This window comes from Rhodococcus rhodnii NBRC 100604 (assembly GCF_001894925.1).
GTDB classification, from domain to species: Bacteria; Actinomycetota; Actinomycetes; order Mycobacteriales; family Mycobacteriaceae; genus Rhodococcus_F; species Rhodococcus_F rhodnii.
Map to the genome: position 1 here is coordinate 37,979 of NZ_BCXD01000006.1, position 26,251 is coordinate 64,229.

At 69.2% G+C, this 26,251-nt stretch carries 24 protein-coding genes; 12 read left to right on the top strand and 12 right to left on the bottom strand.

Features of this window, described 5'->3' with window-relative positions; all coding sequences use genetic code 11:
* The first annotated feature begins 74 nt into the window (after nucleotides 1-74).
* The gene (ggh, locus tag RR1_RS05670; protein ID WP_010837858.1) at nucleotides 75-1,412 is read left to right on the top strand and encodes a glucosylglycerate hydrolase; all 1,338 of its coding nucleotides are present in this window, start codon (nucleotides 75-77) and stop codon (nucleotides 1,410-1,412) included.
* Nucleotides 1,413-1,454: 42 nt separating this feature from the next.
* Here the strand turns inward: ggh and RR1_RS05675 are convergent, their stop codons facing one another.
* Nucleotides 1,455-3,092 carry a hypothetical protein gene (locus tag RR1_RS05675; RefSeq protein ID WP_010837857.1) on the bottom strand — a complete coding sequence of 546 codons (1,638 nt, stop codon included), beginning with the start codon at nucleotides 3,090-3,092 and terminating at the stop codon, nucleotides 1,455-1,457.
* A 52-nt stretch (nucleotides 3,093-3,144) separates the two neighbouring features.
* On the bottom strand, nucleotides 3,145-3,639 hold the full coding sequence (locus RR1_RS05680) for an FBP domain-containing protein (RefSeq protein ID WP_010837856.1): 495 nt from the start codon (nucleotides 3,637-3,639) through the stop codon (nucleotides 3,145-3,147).
* A gap of 253 nt (nucleotides 3,640-3,892) precedes the next feature.
* Here RR1_RS05680 and RR1_RS05685 point away from each other — a divergent pair, with 253 nt between their 5' ends.
* The 3 genes from RR1_RS05685 (at nucleotide 3,893) to RR1_RS05695 (ending at nucleotide 5,788) form a co-directional block, all read left to right on the top strand.
* Nucleotides 3,893-4,687, top strand: coding sequence for an Rv1352/Rv1906c domain-containing protein (locus tag RR1_RS05685; protein ID WP_143153726.1), 795 nt, complete (start codon nucleotides 3,893-3,895; stop codon nucleotides 4,685-4,687).
* A gap of 71 nt (nucleotides 4,688-4,758) precedes the next feature.
* The gene (locus tag RR1_RS05690; RefSeq protein WP_040772788.1) at nucleotides 4,759-5,490 is read left to right on the top strand and encodes a glycoside hydrolase family 25 protein; all 732 of its coding nucleotides are present in this window, start codon (nucleotides 4,759-4,761) and stop codon (nucleotides 5,488-5,490) included.
* 43 nt (nucleotides 5,491-5,533) lie between these two features.
* Complete coding sequence (locus tag RR1_RS05695; protein ID WP_040772786.1) at nucleotides 5,534-5,788, top strand: hypothetical protein; 255 nt, start codon at nucleotides 5,534-5,536, stop codon at nucleotides 5,786-5,788.
* Here the strand turns inward: RR1_RS05695 and RR1_RS05700 are convergent.
* The 3 genes from RR1_RS05700 to RR1_RS05710 form a co-directional block, all read right to left on the bottom strand.
* A complete protein-coding gene (locus RR1_RS05700) occupies nucleotides 5,731-7,797 on the bottom strand; it encodes a PhoX family protein (RefSeq protein ID WP_040772785.1) in 2,067 nt (688 codons plus the stop codon). The genes RR1_RS05695 and RR1_RS05700 overlap by 58 nt on opposite strands.
* A 129-nt stretch (nucleotides 7,798-7,926) precedes the next feature.
* Entirely contained in the window at nucleotides 7,927-10,266 is a 2,340-nt protein-coding gene (locus RR1_RS05705) for a transketolase-like TK C-terminal-containing protein (protein WP_010837852.1), read from the bottom strand.
* Nucleotides 10,267-10,276: 10 nt separating this feature from the next.
* Nucleotides 10,277-10,966, bottom strand: a complete 690-nt coding sequence (locus RR1_RS05710; RefSeq protein ID WP_169847027.1) for a GntR family transcriptional regulator — start codon at nucleotides 10,964-10,966, stop codon at nucleotides 10,277-10,279.
* 201 nt (nucleotides 10,967-11,167) lie between these two features.
* On the opposite strand from RR1_RS05710, the gene RR1_RS05715 reads away from it, so the two are divergent.
* The 6 genes from RR1_RS05715 to RR1_RS05740 are packed head-to-tail and all read left to right on the top strand — an operon-like array spanning nucleotide 11,168 to nucleotide 17,593.
* Nucleotides 11,168-11,755, top strand: a complete 588-nt coding sequence (locus RR1_RS05715; RefSeq protein WP_010837850.1) for a VOC family protein — start codon at nucleotides 11,168-11,170, stop codon at nucleotides 11,753-11,755.
* A gap of 22 nt (nucleotides 11,756-11,777) precedes the next feature.
* Complete coding sequence (locus tag RR1_RS05720) at nucleotides 11,778-13,442, top strand: FAD-dependent monooxygenase (protein ID WP_010837849.1); 1,665 nt, start codon at nucleotides 11,778-11,780, stop codon at nucleotides 13,440-13,442.
* A complete protein-coding gene (locus RR1_RS05725) occupies nucleotides 13,439-14,281 on the top strand; it encodes an alpha/beta fold hydrolase (RefSeq protein ID WP_010837848.1) in 843 nt (280 codons plus the stop codon). Before RR1_RS05720 ends, RR1_RS05725 begins: the two co-directional genes overlap by 4 nt.
* A complete protein-coding gene (locus RR1_RS05730; protein WP_010837847.1) occupies nucleotides 14,278-16,287 on the top strand; it encodes an acetoacetate--CoA ligase in 2,010 nt (669 codons plus the stop codon). The genes RR1_RS05725 and RR1_RS05730 overlap by 4 nt, the downstream gene beginning before the upstream one ends.
* The gene (locus RR1_RS05735) at nucleotides 16,284-17,153 is read left to right on the top strand and encodes a fumarylacetoacetate hydrolase family protein (protein ID WP_010837846.1); all 870 of its coding nucleotides are present in this window, start codon (nucleotides 16,284-16,286) and stop codon (nucleotides 17,151-17,153) included. The genes RR1_RS05730 and RR1_RS05735 overlap by 4 nt, the downstream gene beginning before the upstream one ends.
* Nucleotides 17,150-17,593: a nuclear transport factor 2 family protein gene (locus tag RR1_RS05740; protein ID WP_010837845.1), complete on the top strand. Its 444-nt coding sequence runs from the start codon at nucleotides 17,150-17,152 to the stop codon at nucleotides 17,591-17,593. Before RR1_RS05735 ends, RR1_RS05740 begins: the two co-directional genes overlap by 4 nt.
* 7 nt (nucleotides 17,594-17,600) lie before the next feature.
* Here RR1_RS05740 and RR1_RS05745 read toward each other — a convergent pair whose 3' ends face one another.
* Together RR1_RS05745 and RR1_RS05750 are read right to left on the bottom strand one after the other, a co-directional pair.
* Entirely contained in the window at nucleotides 17,601-18,422 is an 822-nt protein-coding gene (locus tag RR1_RS05745) for a family 1 encapsulin nanocompartment shell protein (protein WP_010837844.1), read from the bottom strand.
* Nucleotides 18,419-19,054 (bottom strand): hemerythrin domain-containing protein, encoded by a 636-nt coding sequence (locus tag RR1_RS05750; protein ID WP_010837843.1) that lies wholly within the window; start codon nucleotides 19,052-19,054, stop codon nucleotides 18,419-18,421. Before RR1_RS05750 ends, RR1_RS05745 begins: the two co-directional genes overlap by 4 nt.
* Nucleotides 19,055-19,135: 81 nt before the next feature.
* Here RR1_RS05750 and RR1_RS05755 point away from each other — a divergent pair, with 81 nt between their 5' ends.
* Nucleotides 19,136-19,849: an HAD family hydrolase gene (locus RR1_RS05755; protein ID WP_010837842.1), complete on the top strand. Its 714-nt coding sequence runs from the start codon at nucleotides 19,136-19,138 to the stop codon at nucleotides 19,847-19,849.
* 2 nt (nucleotides 19,850-19,851) lie between these two features.
* Here the strand turns inward: RR1_RS05755 and RR1_RS05760 are convergent, their stop codons facing one another.
* Nucleotides 19,852-20,538 carry a helix-turn-helix transcriptional regulator gene (locus RR1_RS05760; protein WP_010837841.1) on the bottom strand — a complete coding sequence of 229 codons (687 nt, stop codon included), beginning with the start codon at nucleotides 20,536-20,538 and terminating at the stop codon, nucleotides 19,852-19,854.
* Nucleotides 20,539-20,608: 70 nt separating this feature from the next.
* Here RR1_RS05760 and RR1_RS05765 point away from each other — a divergent pair, with 70 nt between their 5' ends.
* On the top strand, nucleotides 20,609-21,337 hold the full coding sequence (locus RR1_RS05765) for an alpha/beta fold hydrolase (RefSeq protein ID WP_010837840.1): 729 nt from the start codon (nucleotides 20,609-20,611) through the stop codon (nucleotides 21,335-21,337).
* Nucleotides 21,338-21,361: 24 nt separating this feature from the next.
* On the opposite strand, the gene RR1_RS05770 is transcribed toward RR1_RS05765, so the two are convergent.
* Genes RR1_RS05770 through RR1_RS05785 form a run of 4 tightly spaced genes read right to left on the bottom strand, consistent with a single transcriptional unit; the run spans nucleotide 21,362 to nucleotide 26,240 of the window.
* Entirely contained in the window at nucleotides 21,362-22,384 is a 1,023-nt protein-coding gene (locus RR1_RS05770; protein ID WP_010837839.1) for an acyl-CoA dehydrogenase family protein, read from the bottom strand.
* Nucleotides 22,381-23,523, bottom strand: a complete 1,143-nt coding sequence (locus RR1_RS05775; protein ID WP_010837838.1) for an acyl-CoA dehydrogenase family protein — start codon at nucleotides 23,521-23,523, stop codon at nucleotides 22,381-22,383. The genes RR1_RS05770 and RR1_RS05775 overlap by 4 nt, the downstream gene beginning before the upstream one ends.
* Nucleotides 23,520-25,079: an acyl-CoA synthetase gene (locus RR1_RS05780; RefSeq protein WP_010837837.1), complete on the bottom strand. Its 1,560-nt coding sequence runs from the start codon at nucleotides 25,077-25,079 to the stop codon at nucleotides 23,520-23,522. Before RR1_RS05780 ends, RR1_RS05775 begins: the two co-directional genes overlap by 4 nt.
* A 3-nt stretch (nucleotides 25,080-25,082) precedes the next feature.
* Nucleotides 25,083-26,240 (bottom strand): acyl-CoA dehydrogenase family protein, encoded by a 1,158-nt coding sequence (locus tag RR1_RS05785; RefSeq protein WP_010837836.1) that lies wholly within the window; start codon nucleotides 26,238-26,240, stop codon nucleotides 25,083-25,085.
* Between the last annotated feature and the right edge of the window lie 11 nt (nucleotides 26,241-26,251).

A 26,251-nucleotide genomic window follows, 5' to 3' on the forward strand; every position in this document is an offset into this window, starting at 1 on the left:
GACACGTGGCGCGAAGCGGGCCGTGTCGAACTCCCGAACGCGCGATCGCGGCCGATCGCGCGGACAATGACGTCATGGCCGATCGTGGATTCACCGACACCCAGCTCGCGGCGCGTGCCGCGTATCTTCTGCGTGGCAACGACCTCGGCACGATGACCAGCGCGGCCCCCAAGCTGTATCCGCACATGTGGAGCTGGGATGCGGCCTTCGTCGCCGTCGGGCTCGCGCCGCTGAGCGTCGAGCGCGCCGTCGTCGAACTCGACACGCTGCTGTCGGCGCAGTGGAAGAACGGGATGATCCCGCACATCGTGTTCGCGAACGGGGTCGACGGCTATTTTCCGGGCCCGGCGCGCTGGGAGACCGCGACGCTTGCAGCGCACGCGCCCGCGCACACCCAGACGTCCGGCATCACGCAGCCGCCCGTCCACGCGATCGCGGTGCAGCGGATCCTCGATCACTCGCGCCGTCACGCCCGGACGACGCGGGCCGTCGCGGAGGAGTTCCTCGATCGCCGCTGGCCGGATCTCGTGCGCTGGCACCGTTGGCTCGCCGCGGCCCGCGACGTCTCCGGCAACGGACGCATCGCCCTGTTCCACGGCTGGGAGTCGGGCATGGACAACTCGCCCCGCTGGGATCACCCGTACGAGAACGTGCTGGCCGGCGAGTTGCCGCCGTACCTGCGTGAGGACGTCACGATCGTCACCGACGCGTCGCAACGGCCGTCGGACGGCGAGTACGACCGCTATCTCTGGCTGCTCGAGGAGATGAAGTCGGTGCACTACGACGACGACGCCCTCGCGACGGCGATGAGCTTCGCCGTCGAGGACGTCTTCGTCACCGCGGTCTTCGCGACGGCGTGCTCGGTGCTCGCGACGATCGGCGAAGAGCATTCGATGCCGAAGTCGGACGTGCGCGAGCTGTTCGGGTGGGCCGAGCACTTCCGCAAGGGTGTCGTCGCGACGACGGATCCGCGCACGGGCGCGGCGAAGGACTTCGACCTGCGCAGCGGCCGGTGGATCGCGACCGAGACGCTCGCGATGTTCGCGCCGCTGCTGTGCGGCGGGCTCGATCGCGACGTCGAGCGCGCGTTGCTGCGGACGTTCGAGGGCCCGAAGTTCTGCGGTCATCCGGATCTGCGGTACTCCGTCCCGCCGTCGACGTCGCCGGTCTCGCGGGACTTCCGGGCACGTGAGTACTGGCGCGGGCCGGTATGGCCCGTCATGACGTGGCTGTTCTCGTGGGCGTTCGCGCGGCGCGGCTGGGCCGAGCGTTCGGCGATGCTGCGCGCCGAGGGCCTGCGGCAGGCCAGCGACGGCAGCTTCGCCGAGTACTACGAGACGTTCACGGGCGAGCCGCTCGGCTCGATGCAGCAGTCGTGGACAGCGGCGTCCGTGCTCGACTGGCTGGGCTGACTCGACCTGCTGGGCTGACTCGACCGGCTACGACGAGCCGGCTCAGCGCACGACGACGCCGTGCGCCGTGGCGTCGAGCGTGATCGCGACGATCGGCTGCCCGAACATCCATTCGTGCCGGAATCGTTCCGCAGCGGGGTCCGCTGCGTCGTCGGTGAGTTCGATCGCGCCGACGAGGTGACGGGGATCGTCGTCGAGCCCGGGTGCGCGCGGTGACAGCCGCATCCCGTCGGCGGTGTGCAGCAGGACGGGGATCCGGGTCCCGTCCCCCGCCACGACGGTGGCCGGGCGCGTCGTCGCGGCGGGATCGAAGTGCTCCACCTCGATGCGGTACTCGGACGGGCGTGCGTCGAGCCCGACGGCGTCGAGCATCCCGGGGTCGACGAGCGAGTACGGGAACGACAGGTCGTTGATCAGTCGCCCGTCGACGGCTCCGTCGCGCAGTGGCAGTGTGCCGGACAGGTTCCACGGTGCGAGCGGGGCGAGTGTGTCGCCCGAGCGGTCGTGCGGCGAGTTGTCCACCGGGGAGCCGAGTTTCGGGGCGTCCGTCGGGGTGAACTGCCATGCCGGGTCGTCGAGCATCTTGTGCCAGTATCCGGTCCGCCCCTCTCGGTGGCCCTCGACCCGCAGCTCGCGCATTCCCGGGCCGACACCGGTCGAGTGAACGCTGAGGGCAGAAGTGATCTCGCCGTGAATCTTCGGCTGATGTACCCAGTCGGGCGCGGGCAGCTCGATCGCGGCGTAGCGGCGGTCGAGGGTCTCGCTCACGATGTCGGGTGCGGTGGGCCTGCCGTCCTGCGACTCCCAGCTGTACCGGAAGAACACCGAGTCGGAGCCGGACGAGTCGTAGTCGAAGTGCCGGGTGTACATGTCGCCGTACTCGTTCATCACGAACGTCGTCGACCCCGCCGCCGAGAGGGACGACGACCGGAACCGGCCGCCGAGCGGTCCGCCGATCTCGGTGCTGTCGTCGTTCGGCAGCCACGGGTCGGCGTACGTGATGCGGCTGCCGTCGCCGGTCAGCGCGGGAAGCATCGTCATCTTGGCCAGGCCGACGTAGTGGATCCGGCCGGCGACGTCGGTGTACGTCCGGTTGTCGAACGGCGAGGACACGCTCAGCGACCACGCGCCGGGCGCGCCGTTCGGGATGGTGCGCCCGGAGTCGAACCAGAACGGCGAACCGAATGCGGACGTCCAGTTCCAGGTGATCGGTGTCTGCGAGGCCTGGTCCATCGTGTAGATCCAGCCGTCACGGTCGATCGCGACGAGTTCGTCGTCGTCGGCCGAGATGCCGGTCAGGGTCCCGCGCAGACACTCGGGCATCGGCACGTAACGCCACGGGAACGTGCTGGGCACGCCGTCCGCCCGGGGGCGGGCCAGCAGGTCCGGGCCGACGAGCGCGAACTCCCAGAATCGGTTGTACGACGTCGTCTGGGTACGCAGGTCGATGCGTGGTGGTGGCCTCTCGGCACCCTGGTACTCGGGAAGCAGATCGAATCCCGCGAGTCCTCCGGCCGACGGAAGCCCGGGCGGGAGCTGCGCGGTCCCGAACGGGATGCACGCGGCCGGCCCCGGCTGGGCGCCGGCCACGGCCGGTGATCCGGCGAGGACGAACGCCGCGACGGCGACACCCGCCAGAAGGCGTTGGGCGAGAATCGAATCACGGCCACCGGCTCCCATGATCGGACCGTAACACCGTCCGCGTCCTGAATCGGGCAGGTCGGACTGTGAGCTACCGATCGTTTCCGAGCACGGCGGCGACGAACCGGCGTACGCGCTCGGTGAGCCCCTCGATGCGCTGGGCGCGCACGGCGTCGGCGTCGGTTCCCGCGTAGCGCTTCGGCGGCCGCCGGTGCGCGTTGGCGGAGCACTCGAAGCCCTCGCACACCAGCGTGCCGAGGGTGTCGCCCCTACGGCCCGCGTCGCCGGCCCGGCGCGCGCTGTAGAAGCGCACGTCGACGGGAAGATCCACGGTCTCGCACCACGTGCACTGCGCGCGGGCGCGGGGCCTCGTGCCGGACTGTTTCAGCATGATGCCGACGGCGCGTCCGTCGAGTTCGGCGACGACGTAGCCGACGCCGGCGAGCGTGCGGTCGCGCCACGCGAGGAAATCGAGGTCGTCCCAGGTGAGGTCCGGGAAGCCGTCGGGAAGGGAGAGTGCCTTGCGTTCGCGCAGCGAGGCGTTGACGAAGGAGGAGCGGAGTTCTTTCTCGGTGAGTGCATGCATGACGAAGCCCTGTCGGTGTCGGGGTCGGTCGGTGCCGGGGCGCGGATTCGGGCGCGCGCGAAGAGAACGCGTTCGGCGGTGAGCCGAGAACGTGAGCGAGGACCGGGACTAGCCGAGGCCGGCGCGGTGAGCGCCGGCGACCCCCTGACGCCCGACGGGCAGAGCACTCCCGCGCGAGCGGCGCAGGAGTCGGGTGGTCACGAAGCCCGACGATACACCTCGGTGACGAGGGCCCGAGAGTTACGCTCGAGGCGTGGCACAGGAGCCTTCCACGGGCATGCGGCCCTGGATGATCGTGGTCACGACGGCAGCCGTCGTGATCGTGATCGGTGTAGCCGCGGTGCTGGTGTTCCGCGCGTTCTCGGGTGGCGACGGCGAGCCGACCGCCGCGCAGGAGTCCACCTCGCCCGCGCCCGCCGCGGCTCCGGCGCCCTCGCAGGCCGCACCGCGAGAACTACCGACCAACGGAATCCTGAAGGTCGGATCGGACATCACGCCGGGCGAGTACGCGACGACGCCGACCGGATCGGCTCCAGGCTATTGGGAGCGGTTGTCGTGTCTCAGTGGTGATTTCGAATGCGTCATCACGAACGATCTCGTCGAGGGGCAGGGCTATCTCACCGTCGCCCCCACCGATCTCGCGGTCCGCGTGAGCGATCTGCGACTGGAGAAAACCTCCGACGCCGTCGTCACCGCGTCCGGCCGCGCGCCGGCGCCGGCGCCAGACGTGCCCGGATCATCGCCCGACACACAGGGATTCGCGACATCGCCGCGCTGCAACTCCGACGATCCCGCCGTCGTGACAGCCGAGACGACGCAGTCGCGCGTCGTCATCTGCGAGACGGGAGCCGGGCGCCTCTACTACAAGGGCGCCCGCATCTCGGACGGTGCCGCGATCGAGATCGACGACCCGACCCCGTCCGGCAGTGGCTACGAGGCGAGCGGCGAGGCCGGCACCGTCTACCGGATCGGCCCCGACGCCCTCGTCATCACGCAGGGCGGGCAGCAGATCGCACAGGAGCCGACACTCTCGTATCGCACGAGGTGACACACGTGAGGTGACGAGCGAGACACGGGAATTCGCCACGGAGCTGCGGCGTGCTCGTTACCCTCACGGCCATGCGCCGCAGCGGAATCGCCTCGTCCGTCACCCGTTTCGCCCCGATCCTCCTCGCGGGGACGGTCCTGCTCGGCTCGGGGGTGGCGGCGGCAGAGCCCGCACGTGGGCCCGACGTCGCATCGTGGCAGCACCCGAACGGGGCGTCGATCGACTGGTTCTCGGTGCGCGGCGCCGGCCAGGACTTCGCGATGGTCAAGGCCACCGAGGGACTGAACTACGTGAACCCGTTCTTCGTGCCCGACTGCATCGCGATGCGTGTCGCGCACCTCGCGCGCGGTGCCTATCACTACGCCGACCCGTCGCAGTCGCCCGAGGCGCAGGCCGCGTTCTACGCGACCGTCGTGCTCGGGATCAACGGACCGGGCGATCTTCCGCCGGTACTCGATCTCGAGCACAGCGGCGGGCTGGCGCCCGCCCAGCTCATCGACTGGACCCATCGCTACCTGAACGCCGTTCAGGCGCTGACAGGGCGGCAGCCGATCATCTACACGTACCCGCACTTCTGGCGGACGGCGATGGCCGACACCCACGAGTTCTCGCACTACCCGCTGTGGATCGCGGACTACAACGGCGGCGCCGCGCCGGGGCCGCTGCCCGGCGGGTGGGACACGTGGACGTTCTGGCAGTACACGGATTCGGGTCGGCTCCCCGGCATCCCCGCCGCCGTCGATCTCAACGTCTACAGCGGCGCGCAGGGCGACTTCACCCGCTACTCGAACGGCCCCGTCTGAGCCGTCGCCGCAGGCCGCACGGGCGTTTCGATACCCTCGACGTGTGCCTGAGAACCGTCCCGGACCGCGGAAGTCGCTTCCGTGGCTGCTCCCGATCGTCGTCGTGGTGGCCGTCGCGCTCGTCGCCGTCGTCGCCGTCCTGCTGATCCGCGCCTTCGTGCCCGAACCCGACGCCGAGTCGGCCGCTGCGCCGGCCACCGGGATCGGGATGGTCGACGCCACCCCGATCCCGCTGCCGCATCACGCGCCGATCGTCGCTCCCGGCTTCCACGAGACGACGACCGCCGGCCTCGGCTGAGAGTCGCCACCGTCGGGCCAGTGCGAGCCCGGTGCGTCGGCGCTCGCGTCGTCGAGCTCGCCCGGATGCTGCACGCACACGATCACGCGGTCCTCGGTGACGATCGGACCGCACGTCTCGGCGCCCTTGGGGACGGTGAGGAACTGCTTCGTCTCGCCGCGGTTCGGTCCGTCGAGCACGACGCTGAACAGCCCGTCGTTCGAGTCGAGGGCGTTGCCGTCGGTCGAGATCCACAGGTTGCCGTGCGGATCGAACGCGAGATTGTCGGGGCACGAGATCGGGCTGACGGCGTCCTTGTCGAATCCGCCGAAGTAGGTGTCGGCCGTCGCCGGATCACCGCACACCAGCAGCAGGTTCCACGTGAACGACGTCCCGGCGTGGTCGTCGACGAGTTCGAGGACCTGGCCGTTCTTGTTGTTCTTGCGCGGGTTGGCCTCGTCCGGAGCGGCCTTGCCGTCCGCGCCGCGGTTGGTGTTGTTGGTGAGGGCGACGTAGAGCTTGCCGGTCCGCGGGTTCGGCTCGAAGTCCTCGGGACGGTCCATCTTGGTCGCGCCCACGGCGTCGCCCGCGAACCGCGTGAACACCGCGACCTCCTCGGCGCTCATGCCGTCGACGAGCGATTCGCCGCGGCCGTCCTCGCCGGTGCGCAGGATCGGGAGCCACTCGCCCGTGCCGTCGAAGGCGCCGTCGGACGGCACGGTGCCCGAGCCGTCGATCTCGCTCTCCGAGTTACCGCTGAGCTTCGCGACGTAGAGCGTGCCCGCGTCGAGCAGCGTGAGGTTGTGCCGCATCGCCGACGCGCCCGCGCCAGTGTCCATCTTCCGGCTCGAGACGAACTTGTACATGTAGTCGAAGCGCTCGTCGTCACCGCTGTACGCGACGACGGTGCCGTCGTCGGTGACGTGGATCGTGGCGGCCTCGTGCTTGAACCGGCCGAGCGCCGTGTGCTTGATCGGCGTCGACGACGGATCCCACGGGTCGACCTCGACGACCCAGCCGAACCGGTGCGGCTCGTTGGGTTCCTGCGCGATGTCGAAGCGCGGGTCGAAGCGCTCCCACTTGCGCTCGGAGGCCGCGCCCTCGATGCCGTAGCGCGAGAGCCGCTTCGCGGCCCGCTCGTCGGTGACGGATTCGGCGTTCGCGAAGTACTGGTTGAAGTTCTCCTCGCCCGACAGGACGGTGCCCCACGGCGTGACGCCGCCCGAGCAGTTGTTGAGCGTGCCCAGCACTCGGGTCCCGGTGGGGTCCGCACCGGTGCGCAGCAGGTCGCTGCCCGCGGCGGGTCCGGTGACGACGAATTCGGTGTCGGCGGTGATGCGGCGGTTGTTCGGGCCGAACTCGGGGACGAGCCGTCCGCCGTCGCCACGCACCTGGACGACGGACAGGCCGTGCGAGGCGATGCCGACCGCGAACTGCTCGGGGGTCGGGTTCTCGGCGTCGTATCCGGTGAACATGAACGGTTCGGTCGAATACTCGTGGTTCACGACCAGCAGGTACGTGTTCGGGGTTCCCTCGACCGGGAGCAGGCCGGCGAAGTCGTTGTTGAAGCCGAACTGCTTGGCCTGCGCGGCGCCGGTCTGATTCGCGAAGTCGAAGGCGGGAGCGTCGGGCAGGACGGCGTCGCCCCAGCGGATCACGACGGCCTGCTCGTACCCCGCCGGGACGACGACGGCGTCCTCGGTGTTCGGGGCGACCGCCTCGAAGTCGGTCCCCCGCGGTGCGCCACCGTCGCCCGTCGTGGTGTTCGCGTCGGCCGTTCCGGCGGCGCCCGAGTCGTCGGAGCACGCCACGAGCGCGGAGCCCGCGCCCACCGCGAGGACGGCCATCGCGCTGCCGCGCAGTAGGGCGCGGCGGTCGATCGCGGCACGCGCGACGTCGCGGAAGTACTCGCCGCCCGAGGTGTTGGGCACGTGCTGCGAGCACGCGTCACCACACTTGTAGCGGCACGTGACGGCCTGGCGAGAGGAGGTGCCGTCGTGTGAAACGGACAGTGGTAGGCGAAGTTTCAACGTAACGCTCCCGACGGTTTTCGCGGATCGTGGCTATCGACCCGCGAACCATAGGGAGCGAAAGCGCCGCCGGAGTGACCGCTGGGTGAACGAGGGGGAAGCGGTCGGTGACCGACGCGCGGCGGCCGGTCACCTCATGTCGAGGGCAGCCTCCACGATCGCGTCGGCGTCGATGCGGTGGTATCGATAGACGGCGTCGAGCGAGCCCGACTGACCGAACGAGGTGACACCGAGGGCAGTGTGCCGAACACGCCGCACGTTCGCGAGGAACGCGAGGGTGTGAGGGTGACCGTCGAGCACCGTCACCATCGGCGCCGCACGGTCGGCCGGCAAAACCCGGTCGAGAATCCACGACGGCCCTTCGGAGCGTCCGGCGCGCGCCTGCACTGCGTCGAACAGCAGGCCGGGGCTCGTCACGCACACGACGTCGGCGCCGATCCCCTGTTCCGCCAGACGATCTGCCGCAGCGAGAGTCTCGGGCATCATCGCGCCCATGCCGACCAGCGTCACGTCTGGCGTACCTTCCGTGGAGCGGAGGAGGTATCCACCCGAGACGGCGTGCTTGCGGCGCCGTTCGCGTGCCGCGGGGTCGGCCGGGACGTCGGCGAGAGTCTGATCCACCGGACGAGTGGAGAGGCGAAGATAGAACGACGAGCCACCGGCCCTACCCATCCGGGCGAGGCAGGACAGCAGGGTCCATTCGACGTCGATGGCGAACGCAGGCTCGTAGGTGATGCACCCCGGCTGCTCCATTCCGAGCGACGGCGTCGTGATCGACTGGTGTGCACCGCCTTCGGGAGCGAGAGTGACCCCGGACGGCGTCCCCACGAGGATCGACTGGCCGCCCGCGTAGATTCCGAACGACCAGGGCTCGAGCGCGCGTTCCACGAACGGGTCGTACATGACCCCGATCGGGAAGAGCGGTTCTCCCCACCTGCTCCAGGTCGCACCGAGTTCGCCCATCAGCCCGACGAGGTTGGTCTCGGCGATGCCGAGTTCCATGTGCTGGCCTGTCGGCTTCTCGCGCCAGTGCATCATCGTCTCTTTGTCGTCGTCGAACCAGTTCTTGCGTTCGGCGGGCGACCAGACCCCGACCTTGTTCAACCATCCGGCGAGATTGGTGGTGGAACTGACGTCGGGGCTGACGGTGACGACGCGACGCGCGGCCTCGGGAGCCTCTCGCGTCAGATCGAGCAGGGCCCGTCCCAGTGCCGCCTGTGTCGTGGAGGTCCCGGAGGGGGTGCGTCCGATGTCCGCCGGAACAGCAGGGGGCTCCGTCGGGTCGCGACGTTCGCGGGCCAGTCGCTCGGCGACGGAGCGGCACAGCCGTCCTTCGGGAGAGTCGTCGCCGAACCGCGTCCAGGGTCGGCCGGCGTCCATCCCCGACGCCTGCGCCAACTCGGCGAACTGCGCGTCGGTGAGGAGCGACGAATGATTCTGCGGGTGGCCCTGAGTGGGAAGGCCGTAGCCCTTCACGGTGTAGGCGAGGACGACGGTCGGGCGCGTGTCGTCGATCGATGCGTAGGCACGTCGCAGCGCCCCGAGGTCGTGACCGCCGAGATTGCGGATGGCGTCCACGAGCGTGGCATCGTCGAGTGTCGCGACCAGTGCCGCGACGGCATCGGACTCCGGGCCGCCGGGCAGTCGAGTGCGGAGTTCCTCGGCGGGGCACCGGAGAAGCCGCTGATACTCGGGATTGGGCATGTCCTCGATCCGGCGACGCAACGCGTCTCCGCCGGGGCGAGTGAACAATTCGGAGAGAAGGGCGCCCCATTTGACGGTGAGCACCTGCCACCCGGCGGCGGCGAACATCGACTCGATACGGTGCGCGGCGATGTTCGGCACGACGCGGTCGAGGGACTGCCGATTGAGGTCGACGATCCAGACGATCTCGCCCAGGTCGGCCACGGACGGATCGAGTACCGCCTCCCAGACGGCGCCCTCGTCCAGTTCGGCGTCGCCGACCAGTGAGTACTGCCGGCCCTTGCCCGCTCCGCCGATGACCGTGTCGACGTACCGCCGCGCGAAGGCTCCCCAGATCGGCGCTGTCGCACCGATCCCCACGGACCCGGTGGAGTAGTCCACCGGATCGGGATCCTTGATCCTGCTCGGGTAGCTCTGGAGCCCGCCGAACTCGCGGAGCGTCGGCAGGTACTTCTCGTCGAGTTCTCCGATGAGGTAGTTGATGGCGTGCAGAACCGGCGATGCATGTGGTTTGACGGAGACCCGGTCGCCCGGCTGGAGCTGTTCGAACCACAGCGACGTCATGATCGTGGCCATGGAGGCGCACGACGCCTGATGGCCACCGACTTTGAGTCCGGTCGGATTCGGACGAACCCGATTGGCGTGGTGGACTATTGCAGTCGAGAGCCAGCGCACCCGCGCCTCGATCGCGGCGAGGCGGTCGTCGGAGCGCGTCGGAGTGCTCGCAGGTGCCGGCTCGGTGGAATGGGTCGTCGCCTCGGTCATGGAGTCGTCCTCACATCGGGGTGGTCGGAGTCGTGTTCGGGTCGAGTGCCACGGCGCGAAGGCGCGTGGCGACGGTCTCGAGATTGCCGGTGAGGTGGGAGTGCATCTCGGCATTCATCCGCTCGGGATCGCGGCTCCGCGCGGCGTCGACGAGGGCGAGGTGCCGGCGGCGTCCCTCTTCGACGTCGTCGGGCTCCTGGCCGACGGTGTCGAAGGTGATCCGTGTGTAGCGCTCGGCGGCGTCCCACAGCACCCGGGCGACACGCAGCCCCCACACTCCCGCGGCGGGCTGGATCAGCCCCGCATGGAATTCGCGGTGGAGGTCCCAGGTGGACTCGGAACCGTGCCCGAGCGTCATGAGTTCGACGATCTCGGCGAGTCGATCGAGCTCCGCGGGCGACCGAAGCGAGACGGACTGCGCAGAAAGCGTCGGCTCGGTGCACAGACGCATCCGATAGATGTTCTGCAGGTCGTCGAGGTCGAGCGGGGTGACCACGGCACTCCGGGAACGCTTGAGCTCGATGAGTCCCTGGGCCTCCAGTTGGCGAAGGGCTTCGCGAACCGGAACGTGACTGACGCCCAGTTGTGCGGTGAGCGTCTGTACGACGAACGGCTCGCCGGGAGCCAGTGCCCCGTTCATGATCGAGCGCCGTATCTCGTGCAGGACGAGGTCGACCGTCGACGATGCCCGGGTCGTCACCGGCCGAACCATATTCTCGCTGCTCATCGTGCCCCCTTCTCGTTCGGACGTCGGGTCATTCTGCCCGTCGCTCCGAGCCCCGCGCACTGAATCGGCTATTAGATAGTTGACAGGTTATAAGATATATTTGTAGCGTACATCACATGGCATCGACAAAGCGATGCCGATCACTCGCCTACATCACCGGCTTCGGGAGTATCGATGGCAACCACATCCCCCCGCCTCGCACACGTCGTCCTTCAGACCGGCCGACCCGACGAGATGACGGACTTCTACACCACCCTTCTCGACGGTCACGTCGTGTTCGCGGGCCACAACCTCACGTTCATCACGTGCGACGAGGAGCATCACCGGATCGCATTCGTCGCACCGCCCGAGGGCCTCGCGAACAAGGACATGGGCGCCGCCGGAATGCACCACGTCGCCTTCACTTTCGAGGAGCTCGACGATCTGCTCGCGCGGTACGAGTTCCTCGCCGAGCGCGGAATCCAGCCGGCGACCCCCGTGCAGCACGGCGTCACGACGTCGCTGTACTACCGCGATCCCGACGGCAACTTCGTCGAGCTCCAGATCGACAATTTCGCCGACCCGGACGAGGCCACCGCCTACATGAACGGTCCCGACTACGAAGAGGACGGCGTCGGTCCCGCGTTCGACGTCGTCCGGATGATAGAGGCCCGCCGGGCAGGTGCGTCCGTCGCAGAACTCACCACCCGGTCCTGGGCGAAGTCCGGTCCCGCGCTGCCCGACCCGATGATCGCCCTCACCGCTCCCGTCGTATCCGCTTGAGCCGCGCCGAAAGGGTCTTCCGATGTCCGACAGCATCGCTCTCCCCAACACCATGCACCCGGTGATCGTCGCCGGTGGCGGCCCCGTCGGGATCTGCACCGCGCTCGAACTCGCACACAACGGCGTTCGCTCCGTCGTCCTCGAGAAGCGCCGTCACGGCGAGTGTTTCGACGCTCGAACCAATCTCACCAACCTTCGCTCCATGGAGCACTTCCGGCGATGGGGAATCTCGGAGGCGCTGCGCGCCAACGATCCCGTCGGTGACGACTTCGTTCGCAGTATCACCTATGTCACCTCCCTCGACGGGCACGTCGTCGCCGACCTCACCGAGATCTTCGTCTTCGACGAGAACCTCCCCTTCGCATCCGATCGAGCCGAGTTCGCTCCGAATGCGGGCATCGAGAAGACGGTGCAGGACGCCGCTGTCGCGAACCCGTTGATCGATATCCGATTCGGCTGTGAGGTACTCGGATTCGAGCACGACGAGTCCGGTGTGAGCGTTCGGTACCGTGACGACTCGGGCGAACACGAGGAGCAGGCTCAGTATCTCGTCGGCGCCGACGGCAGCCGCAGCGAGATCAGGCACGAGCTCGGCGTCCGGATGGAAGGTGTGCCGGATCTCGTGCAGGCGAGTATCTGGTACATCCACGCCCCGGGTCTCAAGGATCGGATGACGGTGGGCCGGTCCTCGTTCTTCTTCTTCATCAACGAGCATCGAGACAACATGATGCTCATCGCACAGGACAGCGACGATCGGTACATGTTCGGCATGCTTCCCGTCGGCGACGGACTGGACCCGGACAGCTGGGAGGACGCCCGGGCGGCGCTGATTCGCAACATCGGCTTCGACATCGACGTCACCCCGATCCAGGGAGGCCGGGTACGAATCCATTCGTTGCTCTCGCCGACGTTCCGGGAGGGCAGGGTCTTCCTGGCCGGCGATGCGGCGCACCTCATCTCGCCGATGGGCGGCTTCGGCATGAATCTCGGAATCGGCGATGCGGCCGATCTCGGATGGAAGCTCGCAGCGGCGATCGACGGCTGGGGTGGCGACGCGCTGCTCGATTCGTACGGACACGAGCGGAGTGCGGTGATTCGCTGGATCCAGGAGGCGTGCGTCGGAAACACCAATCGCAACGCCGCGTCCTTCACGACCGAGGGTCTGTCCGCCGATACGCCGGAGGGGGCAGCACTGCGTCTCGAGGTGGGCACCGTCATCGCCACGTCGAAGGTGGAGGAGTTCAAGAGTTTCGGCGCGCAGTTGGGAACGCACTATCACGGTTCGCCTGTGGTCCGATCCGACGGCTCCGTGCCGCCCGAGCTCGACCAGGGAACCTATGTGCCCTGCGCATCCCCGGGGTGCCGGGCGCCGCACGTCTGGCTGGACGAGACGACGTCGCTCTACGACCGCTTCGGAGTCGGTTTCACGCTCCTCGTCACGGCGGGCAGTGATCCGGAGACCGAGGCGTTCGAGGCCGCCGCGCGCGAACGCGGGATTCCGCTGACGGTCCTCGTGCCGGAGCGACCCGACCTTCTCGACCTGTACGGGGCGACGTTCGTGCTGATCCGGCCCGATCAGCACATCGCGTGGCGTGGCGATGTACTTCCCGACGACGTCGGCGACGTCCTCGACGTAGTTCGCGGCGTGGGGAATCTGGACGGTGTCGCGTCGGAAGCGGTCGTATGACGAGGGCAGAGGACGCGACGATGCACACCGCCGACATCGACGGCGTGACGTGGTCGTATCGCGACGTCGGTGCCGGGCCGCTCGTGGTCCTCACCCACGGAACCCTGTCCTCGCACGTGATGTTCGACAGCCTCGTCGACGAGCTCTCGACTCGCTTCCGGTGCGTGGTTCCGGATTGGCCCGGCCACGGGAGCAGTGGATGGAACTCGGCGGGCTGGGGTGCGCCCGAACTCGTCGAGGGCCTCGCGGCTTTGATCGACGTGATCGATGCGGGACCGGCTGTGCTCGTCGGGCTCTCGCAGGGCGGCGCAGTCTCCATCCGGGTGGCGCTCGAGCATCCCGATCGGGTGGCGGCACTCGTGACCCTCTCGGCAGGGCCGGACGGTCCTGCTGCCGCTGCGCTCGACGCGATGGCGCGCCTCGGTGACGCACTCGCACGGGAGAACGACGCGGAGCGCCGGAGGCTCCTCGCGGCTCAGCAGCCGGTCTTCCACGCGAAGGGCTGGGTGGAGGCGAATCCCGGCGACGCGACGAACGAACTCGACGTCATGCTGTCGCATCCGCGCGCTGCGATGCCGCACGCCACCCGCGTCCCGGCGAGCTACGAGTCGGTCGAGGCGCGGCTACCGGAGATCGCCTGCCGGACGCTGGTCGTGTGGGGTGCCGAGGACGTCCGTGCGGGGTGGGGCGATGCCATGGTGGCGGCGATCCCGGGTGCGCGCCTGCTGACGGTCGACGGGGCCGGCCATCATGTCCTGCACGATCAGGGGCGCGTCGTCGTCGATGCCGTGGCCGCCTTCCTCGACGAGGTCTCTGCGCGGGACGGGAGCCGGGCGTGACCGCCGACGGCGACGATCGGGTCGTGCTGTGGAGTGCTACGGACACCGAGCCCGACGCGAACTCGGCGTTCGCTCGCTTCCGCTCCTTCGCCGAATCGAGATGCGGCACAGAGTTTCCCGACTACCGCGCAGTGCACGCATGGTCGGTTGCGGATCCGGAGCACTTCTGGGAAGCGGTGCGTCGCTTCTTCGAGATCGGAACTCCGTCCGACGGCCGCATCCTCGACGGAGAGATGCCCGCCACTCGGTGGTTCGCGGGTGCAACCGCGAACTTCGCGGCGCAGGCTCTCTCCGTCGGCGCCGACAACGACTGCGCGCTGGTCGTGGTGTCCGACGACCTCTCCAGCGACACCTACTCCCGTGCCCGGCTTCGATCCGAGGTCGCCGCGCTCGCCGGAGCGCTGCGTGCGTGGGGAGTCGAATCGGGCGACGTCATCGCCGGATATCTGCCGAACTCGGCCGAAGCGATCGTCGGACTGCTCGCGGCGGCGAGCATCGGGGCGGTGTGGTCGTCGGTCGGGCAGGACTACGCGGCCTCGGCGGTCGTGACACGCATGGCGCAACTGGAACCAGTCGTCCTGGTGTCGGCGGACGGCTACACCTTCGCCGGAACACGACACGATCGAGTGGCGGCGATACGTGAGATCGAGGCGTCCCTGCCGTCGCTCCGCCGCATCGTCGTGTCGGCCCGCCTCGGAGCGGAACCGGAACGCGGTTCGGATCTCTGGATCGGTTGGAAGGACGCACTGCAGTGCGCCGGCCCGGTTGCACCGGAGCCGGTGCCGTTCGACCACCCACTGTGGGCGCTGTTCTCGTCCGGTACGACAGGGACGCCGAAGGCGCTCGTTCACGGTCACGGCGGGATCTGTCTCGAGATGCATACGATGCTCGAGCTCAACATGGACATCGGCCCGGCGGACCGCTTCTTCTGGTACACCTCGCCCAGCTGGATGATGTGGAACGTACTTGCCGCATCACTCGTCACCGGTTGCAGCGCAGTGTGTTACGAAGGGTCGGCCGATCCGGCCAAGGTCTGGAGCCTCGTGGCACGCGAGGAGGCGACGTTCTTCGGTACGAGCCCGGGCTTCCTGCGCGCCACCGCCGACGCGGGAATCGAGCCGGCGCGCGACCACGATCTCCACGCGCTCTCCTCGATGGGATCGACCGGATCTCCGCTTCCCGCGTCGCTCCATCGCTGGACGCGCGACGCCATCGGCGTGCCGGTGCATTCGTCGAGCGGTGGTACGGACATCGCCGGAGCCTTCCTCGCCGGAGCGCCGGGCGTACCGGTGTGGGCGGGCGAACTGTCGGCACCGGCGTTGGGCGTGGCGGTCTCGGCCTGGGGGCACGACGGCACGCCGGTGACGACCGGCGATGTCGGCGAACTCGTCGTCACCCGGCCGTTGCCGAGTATGCCGCTGCGCCTGTGGGACGACCACGATGGTTCGCGGTACCGCGCCTCGTACTTCGACGCATGGCCCACGGTCTGGCGGCACGGTGACTGGGTGTCGTTCACGCCGGACGGGTCGGCACGACTCCACGGCCGGTCCGACGCCACTCTCAACCGGCGCGGCGTCCGCATGGGCAGCGGCGACATCTACGCCGTGATCGAGGCGCTGCCCGAGGTCGGGGAAGCGCTGGTCGTCGGTGTCGAGGAGACCGACGGCGAGTACTGGATGCCGATGTTCGTCACGATGGCCGAGGGGCACGTGCTCGACGACGCTATGCGAACGAAGCTCTGCGAGCGGATCCGGCGGGACGTCTCCCCTCGTCATGTTCCCGACGACGTGATCGAGGTGGCGGCGTTGCCGCACACTCGGACCGGGAAGAAACTCGAGGTGCCGGTCAAGCGCATCCTCCAAGGCGCCGAGGTCTCCGCGGTGCTGGCGCTCGATGCGGTCGATCGCGCCGACATCCTCGACGTCTTCAGCTCACTGGCTGCGTCCCGACGTTCGCGAACGAGTGGACAGGTGAGCACGTCCCAAGCGAAAGGTGCACTGCTGTGAGAGTTCTCGTGTCGTCCGGAAGGGCGGCCCTCGCCGTCGGTGGCGGTGCCGTCGACATCGCTGCGGCGAGCGGGGGACGCTTCTCCTCCGATGTCCAGGACATCTACGGGGTGTGGGGCGAGTTCTGCGACTGGGCTCGCGGATTCGCCGGGCCCGCCGACCTCGACGTCCGACCGGGGAATGTCGGCTGTCCGGTACCCAGGCCGCCTCAGGTGTTCGCCGTCGGCTTGAACTATCGCGCGCATGCGGTCGAATCGGGGCTCCCGATCCCGGAGATCCCGGTGGTGTTCACCAAGTTTCCCGCCGCTGTCACGGGACCGTACGACCGCGTCGTACTGCCCACGGGGCCGGTCGACTTCGAAGCCGAGGTCGTTGCCGTCCTCGGAACGCGCGCCGAGAACGTTGCGGCTCGGGACGCGTGGTCGCACGTCGCCGGCCTGACGGTCGGCCAGGACCTGTCCCAGCGAGCGGTCCAGTGGGCCGGCGACGCGCCGCAGCAGTTCTCGCTCGGCAAGTCGTTCGCCGGGTTCGCGCCGATCGGCCCCGTCGTCGTCACGCCGGACGAATTCGACAACCCGGACGACGTGGAGATCGCGTGTTCGCTCAACGGCGAGCAGATGCAGAAGTCGCGGACGAGTGATCTCGTGTTCTCGATTCCGGAACTGATCGCGTACATCTCGGCGATCGTCCCCATGATGCCGGGGGATCTCCTGTTCACCGGTACCCCCAGCGGAGTGGGGTTCTCGCGCGATCCGAAGATCGTGCTGCAGCCCGGCGACGAACTCACGACGTCGATCGACGGCGTCGGTTCGATGATCACGACGTTCGCGGCGCGCGCCGCCGGTGCCACGGGGAGCCCGACATGACGGTCGACGCGCTGCCGGACTCGACGGCAGCGGAACGGGGGCCACGGGTCGCCGACGAATGGGACTGCGTGCAGACGACGCTGCGTTTCACCGCGGCCCTCGACGAGGGTGACACCGAGACGATGAAATCGCTCTTCGTCGCCGACGGTCGCTGGCGGCGTCCGTCGGGGGCGGTGGAGGGGCACGACGGGATCGACGGATTCGTGGCGTCGATCCCCGCCGGAACGCTGATGCGACACATCGTGACCAACGCGCGAGCGGAGGTCACCGGTGACTGCGCGCGCGTGCGCTCCTACTTCACGGTGTATCTCTCCGCGCCGGACACTCGGAGCGACGCGGCGATCCCCACGGCGATCGGCCGGTACGACGATCGGCTCGTGCGCGGCGTCGACGGATGGCTCATCGCCGAGCGCGACGTCGTGTTCGACTTCGCAGGGTGAGTCCGGCTCACACCAGTTCGATCGCTGCGTCTTCTTCGTGGACGCGGAAGGTGAACGACTCCTCGATGTAGAGGTGGATCGCGTCGTAGTCGTGGTGGGTGTAGCCGACCGACAGGTCCTGGCCGACGTCGAGGGTGAAGTCGCCGCCGCGTTCGGAGACGACGACGCCGCCGTGCACGCCGGGCACGCGCAGGATCTGCCCGCCGAGGATGTGCTGCAGGTGCTGGAACAGCGGGTAGCCGCCGTGCTCGGTGGTCTCGACGATGCGCGTGTATCCCTCGACGGAGATCGCGAGCGTGTAGGGGCCACCGATGCCGTTGTTGCGCAACACGTTCACGGCGTGGGCGATGATCGGCGGGAACTTGGTGCAGTCGTCGCCGAGTTCGATCGGCTCGTACGGGGACGCCTCGGTGAGCCCGGCGATGCCGGCCGCCGGCCAGCCGTGGAAGACGGCGCCGTTCTCGATCTCGGCGGCCTGGCGCGCGGCGCGGGCGAGGTCGTCGAAGTCGGGATTGGTGGCGCCGCGCTGGACGTCGCCGATCTCGTCGCGGTCGACGGTGAACGGGACGCGCACCTCGACGAGCGGCTGCACCCGGCGCTGCTTGACGCGGACGTCGGTGTTCGTGATGCCGATGGGCAGTGACTCGACGATCGACGTGCGCCCGAGGTCGATGGCGCTGCTCCGCCACCCACCCGTGCTGTTCCATTCGGCGAGCTTGCGGGCCGCGAGGATCGGCGTGAGCCGTTCGCGGGCCTCGTCGTCGATCGCCTCCCACGCGAGTTCGGGGATGGGGGCGTGTTCGCGGAGGAGGTGGTTCGAGGGAGTCACTGCGGTCCCGGTCCTTTCGTGTTTCCTGCCGATTCGAGCGAGTCGGTGTCGCGGAACCCGCCGACGGCTCTGAGGCTACCGATACCGAGCGACGGGTCCTCGGTGGTGCGGTCGAGTGCGTTCTCCACGGTGTCGACGTACGTCTCGGGGTCGAGATCGCGGCGCACCGTCTCGGCGTGAGGGTGCTGTTCGAAGTAGGTGGTGAACCGCCGGCCGAGCGACTCGCGGAGCCCGGCCGCGGCGGTGCGCCGGAAATCGGCGAGCCCTTCGCGCTCCTCCTCCGCCATGTGCTCGTCGTTCGCGAGGCGCGTGCGGGTGACGCCGTCCCACCATGCGTCGCCGCCGATCGGGGCCGCGTCGGCGTCGCGCACCCCGTCGCGGATGTCGTTGTGGTCGCCGATCGCATCGAGCGTCTCGGCCGCGGGGTCCTCCTCGCCGACCCGCAGCAGCTGCGGGTAGAAGATCTCCTCTTCGGCCGCGGCGTGCAGGTCGAGCCGATCGGCGAGCGGACGCCAGACGGTGTGCAGCGCCTCGGCGTCGGACGCGGCGTCGCCCCGGAGCAGATCCAGCCGGGCGAACTGCTCACGGAACCACGCGTGGTCCTCCATGATCAGGTCGGTGATGTCGGCCATGCCCCGACGTTATCGCGGCACGGCCGACGCGGGGGACGAACGCGACTCTCGTCGAGCGCCACCAGCCCCTACTCTCGGGGCATGGGCACCGCACCGCTGCACGCCGTCCTGTTCGACTTCTCGGGGACGCTCTTCCGGCTCGAGGCGAAGCCGTCGTGGAGCCGGTTGTTCGTCGACGCCGACGGCACACCGATGGACGACGCACATCGTGCCGAGATCATGCGGCGCGTCACGGCGCCGGTCGGCCGCAGCGTGCCGATGGAGGGCGACGACGCGTACGCGTGGGAGAACCGCGACCTCGATCCGGCGCTGCACCGCCGCGCCTACCAGCACGTGCTCGCGCATTCGGGGATCGCCGACGCCACCGCGCGCGACGAGTTGTACGGGCTGCTCGTCGACCCCGACGGCTGGACGCCGTACCCCGACACTGGCGACGTGCTGCGGGAGGTGCACGAGAAGGGCATGCGGACGGCGGTGCTGAGCAACATCGCGTTCGATCCGCGGCCGGCGTTCGCCGAACGGGGCTGGGACCGGTGGGTCGACACCTTCGTGCTGTCCTTCCAGGTCGGTGCCGTGAAGCCCGACCTGCGGATCTTCGAGATCGCGCTCGACCGGCTCGGCGCCGATCCGCAGCGCACCCTCATGGTCGGTGACAGCGAGGAGGCGGACGGCGCGGCCGCCGCGCTCGGCGTCACCGTCACCCTCGTGGAGCCGCTGCCGACGGCGGAGCGGCCGCACGCCCTCGTCGACGCCGTTCGGCCGTATCTGCAGAACGCGTCCGCATCGCCGGACTGAACTCAGCCGTTGACGGGTTTCGCTGTGGTTGGGGGCGCGCCGATCTCGTCGATGCCGTGGCCGCTGCAGGCCATCGTCGTCGCCCTGGCGTACTCGATCCGGGACACGACGAACCACCGTACGGCGTCGCGCAGCCTGCACCAGCCGACCAGGTACCACCGGCCGTTCGTGGCGGCGAACATCATCGGCTCGACGTCACGGGTCGTGTCGTCACCGTCACGGGAGACGTAGCGGATACGGACGACACGTTGCTCGGCCATGGCGTCCTCCAGCGCAGACCTGATTCTGCGCGGAGTGGCGGGCGCGTCCACCCAGATACGAGCGGCCAACTCGTCGGCCTTCGCGCGGGTCGGCGGATCGAGGACGTCCATGATCTTCCGGACACCCGCCGAAGCGAGATCGGCGTAGGGGGCGTCGGTCGCGGCGGAGACCGCCGCGAGGAGCGCCACCGCCTGCACCGGGGTCAGGCTCACCGGCGGCAGGGTGCCGCGCGCGACCAGCCCGTAGCCCCCGCCCGGGCCCGGACGCGACCAGAGCGGCGCACCGCTGTTCTCGAGTGCCGTGAGGTCTCGCTTGACCGTCCGAACCGACACGCCGAACTCGTCGGCCAGGCGCTCGGCGGTACATCCGCGCGGCCCGCTGCGGCGCAGCATCTCCGACAGGGCGTGAAGCCGTTCCGCGCGCTTCATGTCGGCCGCCGAGAAAACATGTCAGAAATAGTGACATGCCGCTGTCCGGGGGGATTGCGAGTATCGGAACATGACGACGAACACGAACACCCCCACCATCATCCTGATCCCCGGCCATTGGCTGGGCGCATGGGCATGGGACGAGGTGCGCGACCGGCTGACCACCGACGGATGGCGTGCCGTCCCGATGACGCTTCCCGGCCTCGACGCCGATGATCCCGAGCGGGCGTCCCGGACGCTCGACGACCAGAAGGCCGCGATCGAGCAGACCATGACCGACGCCGGCGCTTCCGAGGCCGAGCCGGTGGTCCTCGTGGCCCACAGCGGCGCCAACGCCCCGGTGAGCATCGTGCTCGACCGGCATCCGAAGCTCGTCCGCCGCGTGGTGTGGGTCGACAGCGGGCCCGCCGCGTCCGGCAGCGTCTTCGCCCAGGACGCGGACGTGGACGAGTTACCCCTGCCGTCCTTCGACGAACTCGGCGAGCAGGTGAGCCTCGAGGGCCTGAGCGCCGACGCACTCGAACGCTTCCGTGCAAGGGCCGTTCCGGAACCCGGTCCCGTGGTGCGCGGGCAGGTGACACTCACCGACGATGCACGCCTGGCGGTCCCGGCCACGCTCGTGTGCTGTTCGATCCCGAGCTCTCGGGTGAAGGAATCGGCAGCTTCGGGCCATCCCATGTTCGCCGAGGTGGCGAACCTCGAGCAGGTCGAGTTCGTCGACCTCCCGACCGGGCACTGGCCCATGTGGAGCCGTCCCCGCGAACTGGCCGCGGCCCTCGCTGCGGCAGCGGCGTCCTGATCCCCTGCCGATCGGGCCGGCGGATCACGTCGCGGTCAGCAGCCCCCACAGCCCGGTGCGTCCCGCCTCGACGGCGCGGGCCGTGACCTCGTCGTCCCAGCTGCGGACCGACCCGAAGTCGCTGCGCCATGCAAGCGCGCGCGTCGTGTAGCGGTGGACGCTGTGCTCCTGGGTGAAGCCGATCGCCCCGAACGCCTGATGCGCCGTGCGCGCCACGAGCGACGCCGCGTGGCCCGTGACGGAGGCCGCGGACGCGATCGCGAACGTCGTGCGGTCGTCGCTCACGCCGTGACGGCTCGCCGCGTCGATCGCGGCCTCGGCGCTCGCGCGGGCGAGCGCGGCCTCGGCGGCGATGTCGGCGGCCATGAACTGCACCGCCTGGAAGCGGGCGATCGGCCTGCCGAACTGCGTTCGCGTCGTGGTGTGTTCGACGACGAGGTGAGTGATCGCATCGAGCGCCCCGGCGATCTGCACCGTCCGCGCGAGGGCGCCGCTGTAGCGCAGGGCCCGCACGGCGGCCGTGTCGACGGCGTGCCAGGCGTCGGACGAGACGGTGGTGGGCACGACGACCCGATCACTCGGCTCACCGGCGTGGTCGCGGCCCGGCGTGACGTCGACGTCGCCACGCTCGAGATCGGCGACGGCGTACCCGCTGCCGGTCTCGCGGACCGCGACGATCCGCTCGGCGTCGCGCGCGAACGCGACGGCCGGCGCCGTACCCGTGGCGTCGAGCAGTGCGACGGTGCGGACGGCCGGGGTCGACGGCATCCCCGCGGCGGCGAGCAGCGGCGACGCGAGCAGATCGTTCTCGACGATCGGCAGCGACACGGCGTGCTCGCCGACCGCCCACAGCAGGACGGCGGCGTCGTGCCACGTTCCGCCGCTGCCGCCTTCCGACTCGGGCGTCGTGAGCCGGGTGAGTCCGAGTTCGTCGAGGGTCTTCCACAGTGCCTCGGGCTCGGCGGCTTCCGCTCGGGCGAACAGTTCGCCGAGCATGGCGCGGAGTTCGCGCTGCTCGTCGTGTCGCGACTCGACCTGGACCGTCACCGCATCCCCAATCCCCGCGCGAGCACCCCGCGCAGAATCTCGCTCGTCCCGCCGCGCAACGTGAATCCGGGACGCTGCATGACGCCGGCACGCACGAGCGCACCGAACTCGTCGGAATCGTCTGCGCCGGGCCGTACGTCGTCGGCCAGCTCGGCGATGTCACCCTCGGTCCCGGTACCGAGGATCTTCACGACGGACGCCGCGAGATCGGCGTTCTCACCGCGAGCGAGCGCGCCCGCGACACCGAACGACATCCGTCGCAGCGCGTGCACGCGTGCCGTCTCCCGGCCGAGCCGGGAGTCGGTGGGCACGGTGCCGAGCCGCATCTCCTCGGCCGTCGCCGCGAGCAGCGCGAACGTCGAGAGCACGCGTTCGGGTCCGCTGCGTTCGTAGCCGAGTTCCGAGGTGACCTGATGCCAGCCGTCGCCGATCGTGCCGAGGACGAGGTCGTCCGGCACGAACACGCCGTCCAGGTGCACTTCGTTGAAGTGATGATCGCCCGACATCGTGAGGATCGGCCGGATCGTCACGCCGGGCGAATCGAGCAGCACGACGAACTGGCTCAGCCCGTCGTGGCGATGCGCCGGGTCGAGCGGCGCGGTGCGGGCGAGCGCGAAGAACGCGTCGGCGTGGTGTGCCCCGGACGTCCAGAGTTTCGTGCCGTCGACCCGCCAGCCGCCGTCGACGCGCGTCGCCTTCGTCCGCACCGACGCGAGGTCGGAGCCGGAGTCGGGCTCGGACATGCCGATGGCCCAGGAGATCTCGCCGCGCGCGATGCCGGGCAGGAACCGCTGTTTCTGCGCCTCGGTGCCGAACTTCAGCAGCGACGGTGCCGCCTGCCGGTCGGCGACCCACTGCGCCGCGACAGGCGCACCGACCGCGAGCAGCTCCTCGGTCACGACGTAGCGTTCGAGGAACGTCCGGCCGTGCCCCCCGTACTCGGTGGGGATCGTCATGCCGATCCAGCCCCGCTCGGCGAGGGCCCGTGTGAACTCCGGATCCCACTGCGTCAGCCAGGTGTCGACGCCGGGTGTGAAGGTGCCGCGCGCGATCTCGGCGGTGAGGAAATCCCTGACCTCGTGACGCAGTGTGGTGAGAGCCTCGCTCTCGGGAAGTGCCGCGGGGACCGTTCTCGTCACGAGACTCCCTCCTTGCGTGCGTAGAGCTCCGCGAGTGCGCCCTTGACGAGCTTGCCGGTGGGCGTGCGCGGGAGCGAATCGACGAACTCGACGGCGCGGGGCGCCTTGAACCGCGCGAGCGACGCGCGGCAGTACTCGATCAGTTCGTGTTCGAGTTCCGGTCCTGCGGAATCGTTCTCGCGCGGCGCAACGAACGCGACGACGCGCTGGCCCATCTCGTCGTCGGGAACGCCGACCACCGCGACGTCGTCGACGCGGGGATGGAAGGTCAGGACGTTCTCGATCTCCTGCGGGTAGATGTTGACGCCGCCCGAGATGATCGTGAACTTCGCGCGATCGGTGAGGAAGAGATAGCCGTCCTCGTCGACGTAACCGATGTCGCCGTTCGTGCGCCACGTCGGACGATCCGGGTGATGCGCCTCCGCCGTCTTCACCGGATCGCCGTGATATTCGAAGGTGTAGTCGTTGCGCTCGAAGTAGATCAGCCCGATCTCGCCGGCGGGCAGCTCGGCCCCGTCCTCGCCGCACACGTGCAGGATTCCGGTGCCGTACGGTGCGCCACGCCCGACGCTGCCGGGTTTGGCGCGCCACTCCTCCGGCGAGATGACGGTGATGCCGATCGATTCCGTCGACGAGTAGTACTCGTGGATCACCTCGCCCCACCAGTCGAGCATCGCGCGTTTGACGTCGACCGGGCACGGCGCGGCGGCGTGGATCGCGACTCGCAGCGTGGCGACGTCGTAGTGTGCGCGTACGTCGTCGGGCAGGCGCAGCATCCGGACGAAATGCGTGGGCATCCACTGACTGTGGGTGACGCCGTACCGCTCGATCACGTCGAGGCACTGCTCAGCGTCGAAGCGCTTCGCCATGACGACGGTGCCGCCGAGCGCGAGCGCGCCCGCGCCGTACCGCAGCGGTGCTGCGTGATAGACGGGCGACGGAGCGAAATAAACGCTGTCGGAATCGAATCCGAAGCGCCGTCGCATCATCTCGGTGACGTGCGGGCCCGGTTCGTCGCCCACCTGTCGTCCGGTCAGTGCGGGCGTGATGCCCTTGGGCCTGCCGGTCGTGCCCGACGAGTAGAGCATGTCGGTGCCGCGCGGCTGGTCGTCCGCTGCGATTGCGGGGAAGCGCCCGATCACGTCCTCGTAGCGCGCGAAGCCGGGGAGCGTGCCGCCGATCGCGACGCGCTCGCGCACTCCGGTAGCACGGTTCGCGACCTCGGTGGCGAGGTCGACGAGTGCGGCAGAGGCGACGAACACCGCTGCGCCGCAGTCGTCGACGATGTACGCGGCCTCGTCGGCGCCGAGGTGTGTGTTGACGAAGGTGATGTACATGCCGCTGCGGATCGCGCCCCAGTACAGCTCGTACGCACGGGCGTCGTTCACGGCCAGCACCGCGATGTGATCGCCGACGCCGAGGCCGCGATCACGCAGCCAGTGGCCGAACCGGATCGAGCCGTCCTCGAGTTCGCGGTAGGTGACGACCCGTCCGGTGTCGGCCTCGACGACGGCGGGCTTGTCGGGTGTGCGGGCGGCGTGGACTCCGGGGTACACGGCTCACAGCCCCGCGTTCTTGGCGACGATCGTCTTCATGACCTCGCTGGTGCCGCCGTAGATGCGGGTCACGCGGGTGTCGGCGTAGAGCCGGGCGATCGGGTATTCGGTGATGTAGCCGTAGCCGCCGTGCAATTGGAGGCACTTGTCGATCACCCGAGCCGCCGTCTCGGTGCAGTGCAGTTTCGCCATCGCGGCCTCGGCGACGGTGAGCTCACCCGCGTCGAGCAGGCCGAGGCAGTGATCGGCGAACACGCGTGCCGCCGTGGTCTCGGTGATGCACTCGGCGATCACGAACTTCGAGTTCTGGAACGACGCGACGGGCTTGCCGAAGACGGTGCGCTCCTTGACGTATGCGGTCGCGTGCTCGATCGCGGCCTCGGCCTGGGCGACGGCGTTGAGCGCGATGCTGAGCCGCTCCTGCGGCAGATTGTGGGTGAGATACGAGAAGCCACTGCCCTCCTCGCCCAGGAGGTTGTCGACGGGAACCCGGACATCGTTGTACGACAGCTCCGCGGTGTCCTGCTGGTGCAGACCGAGCTTGTCGAGCGTGCGGCCGACGCCGAAGCCCGGGCTGTCGGTGGGCACGGCGATGATCGACAGGCCCGCGCGGCGGTTCTCCGGGTCGTACGGCGCAGTCCGGCACACCGTGAGGATCAGGTCGGCGGTGACGCCGCCGGTGATGAACGTCTTGGCGCCGTTGACGATCCATTCGCTGCCGTCCTCGGAGAGCTTCGCGGACGTCGTGATGCCCGCGAGGTCCGAGCCGGCGCCGGGCTCGGTCATCGCGATGGCCGTCATCAGATCGCCCGACGCGAACGTGGGAAGCCAGCGCGTCTTCTGCTCCTCGGTCCCGTACTCGAGCAGGTACGGCAGGATCAGGCAGCAGTGCACCGTGTAGGAGCCGAACGAGACGCCCGCGCGAGCGACCTCCTCGAACACGATCGCCGAGTACGCGAAGCTGGCCTCGCCGCCGCCACCGTACTCCTCCGGCACCTGGATACCGAGGATGCCGAGTTCGCCGAGCCGACGGAAGAAGTCGCGGTCGGGACGGCCGAGGTCGTCCCATTTCTCGCGTTGCGGGACGACCTCACGGGCGATGAAGTCCCGGACCATGCTGCGGAATTCGTCGTGCTCGTCTCGAAAGAGGGTGCGCTTCAAGGCGTTCTCCT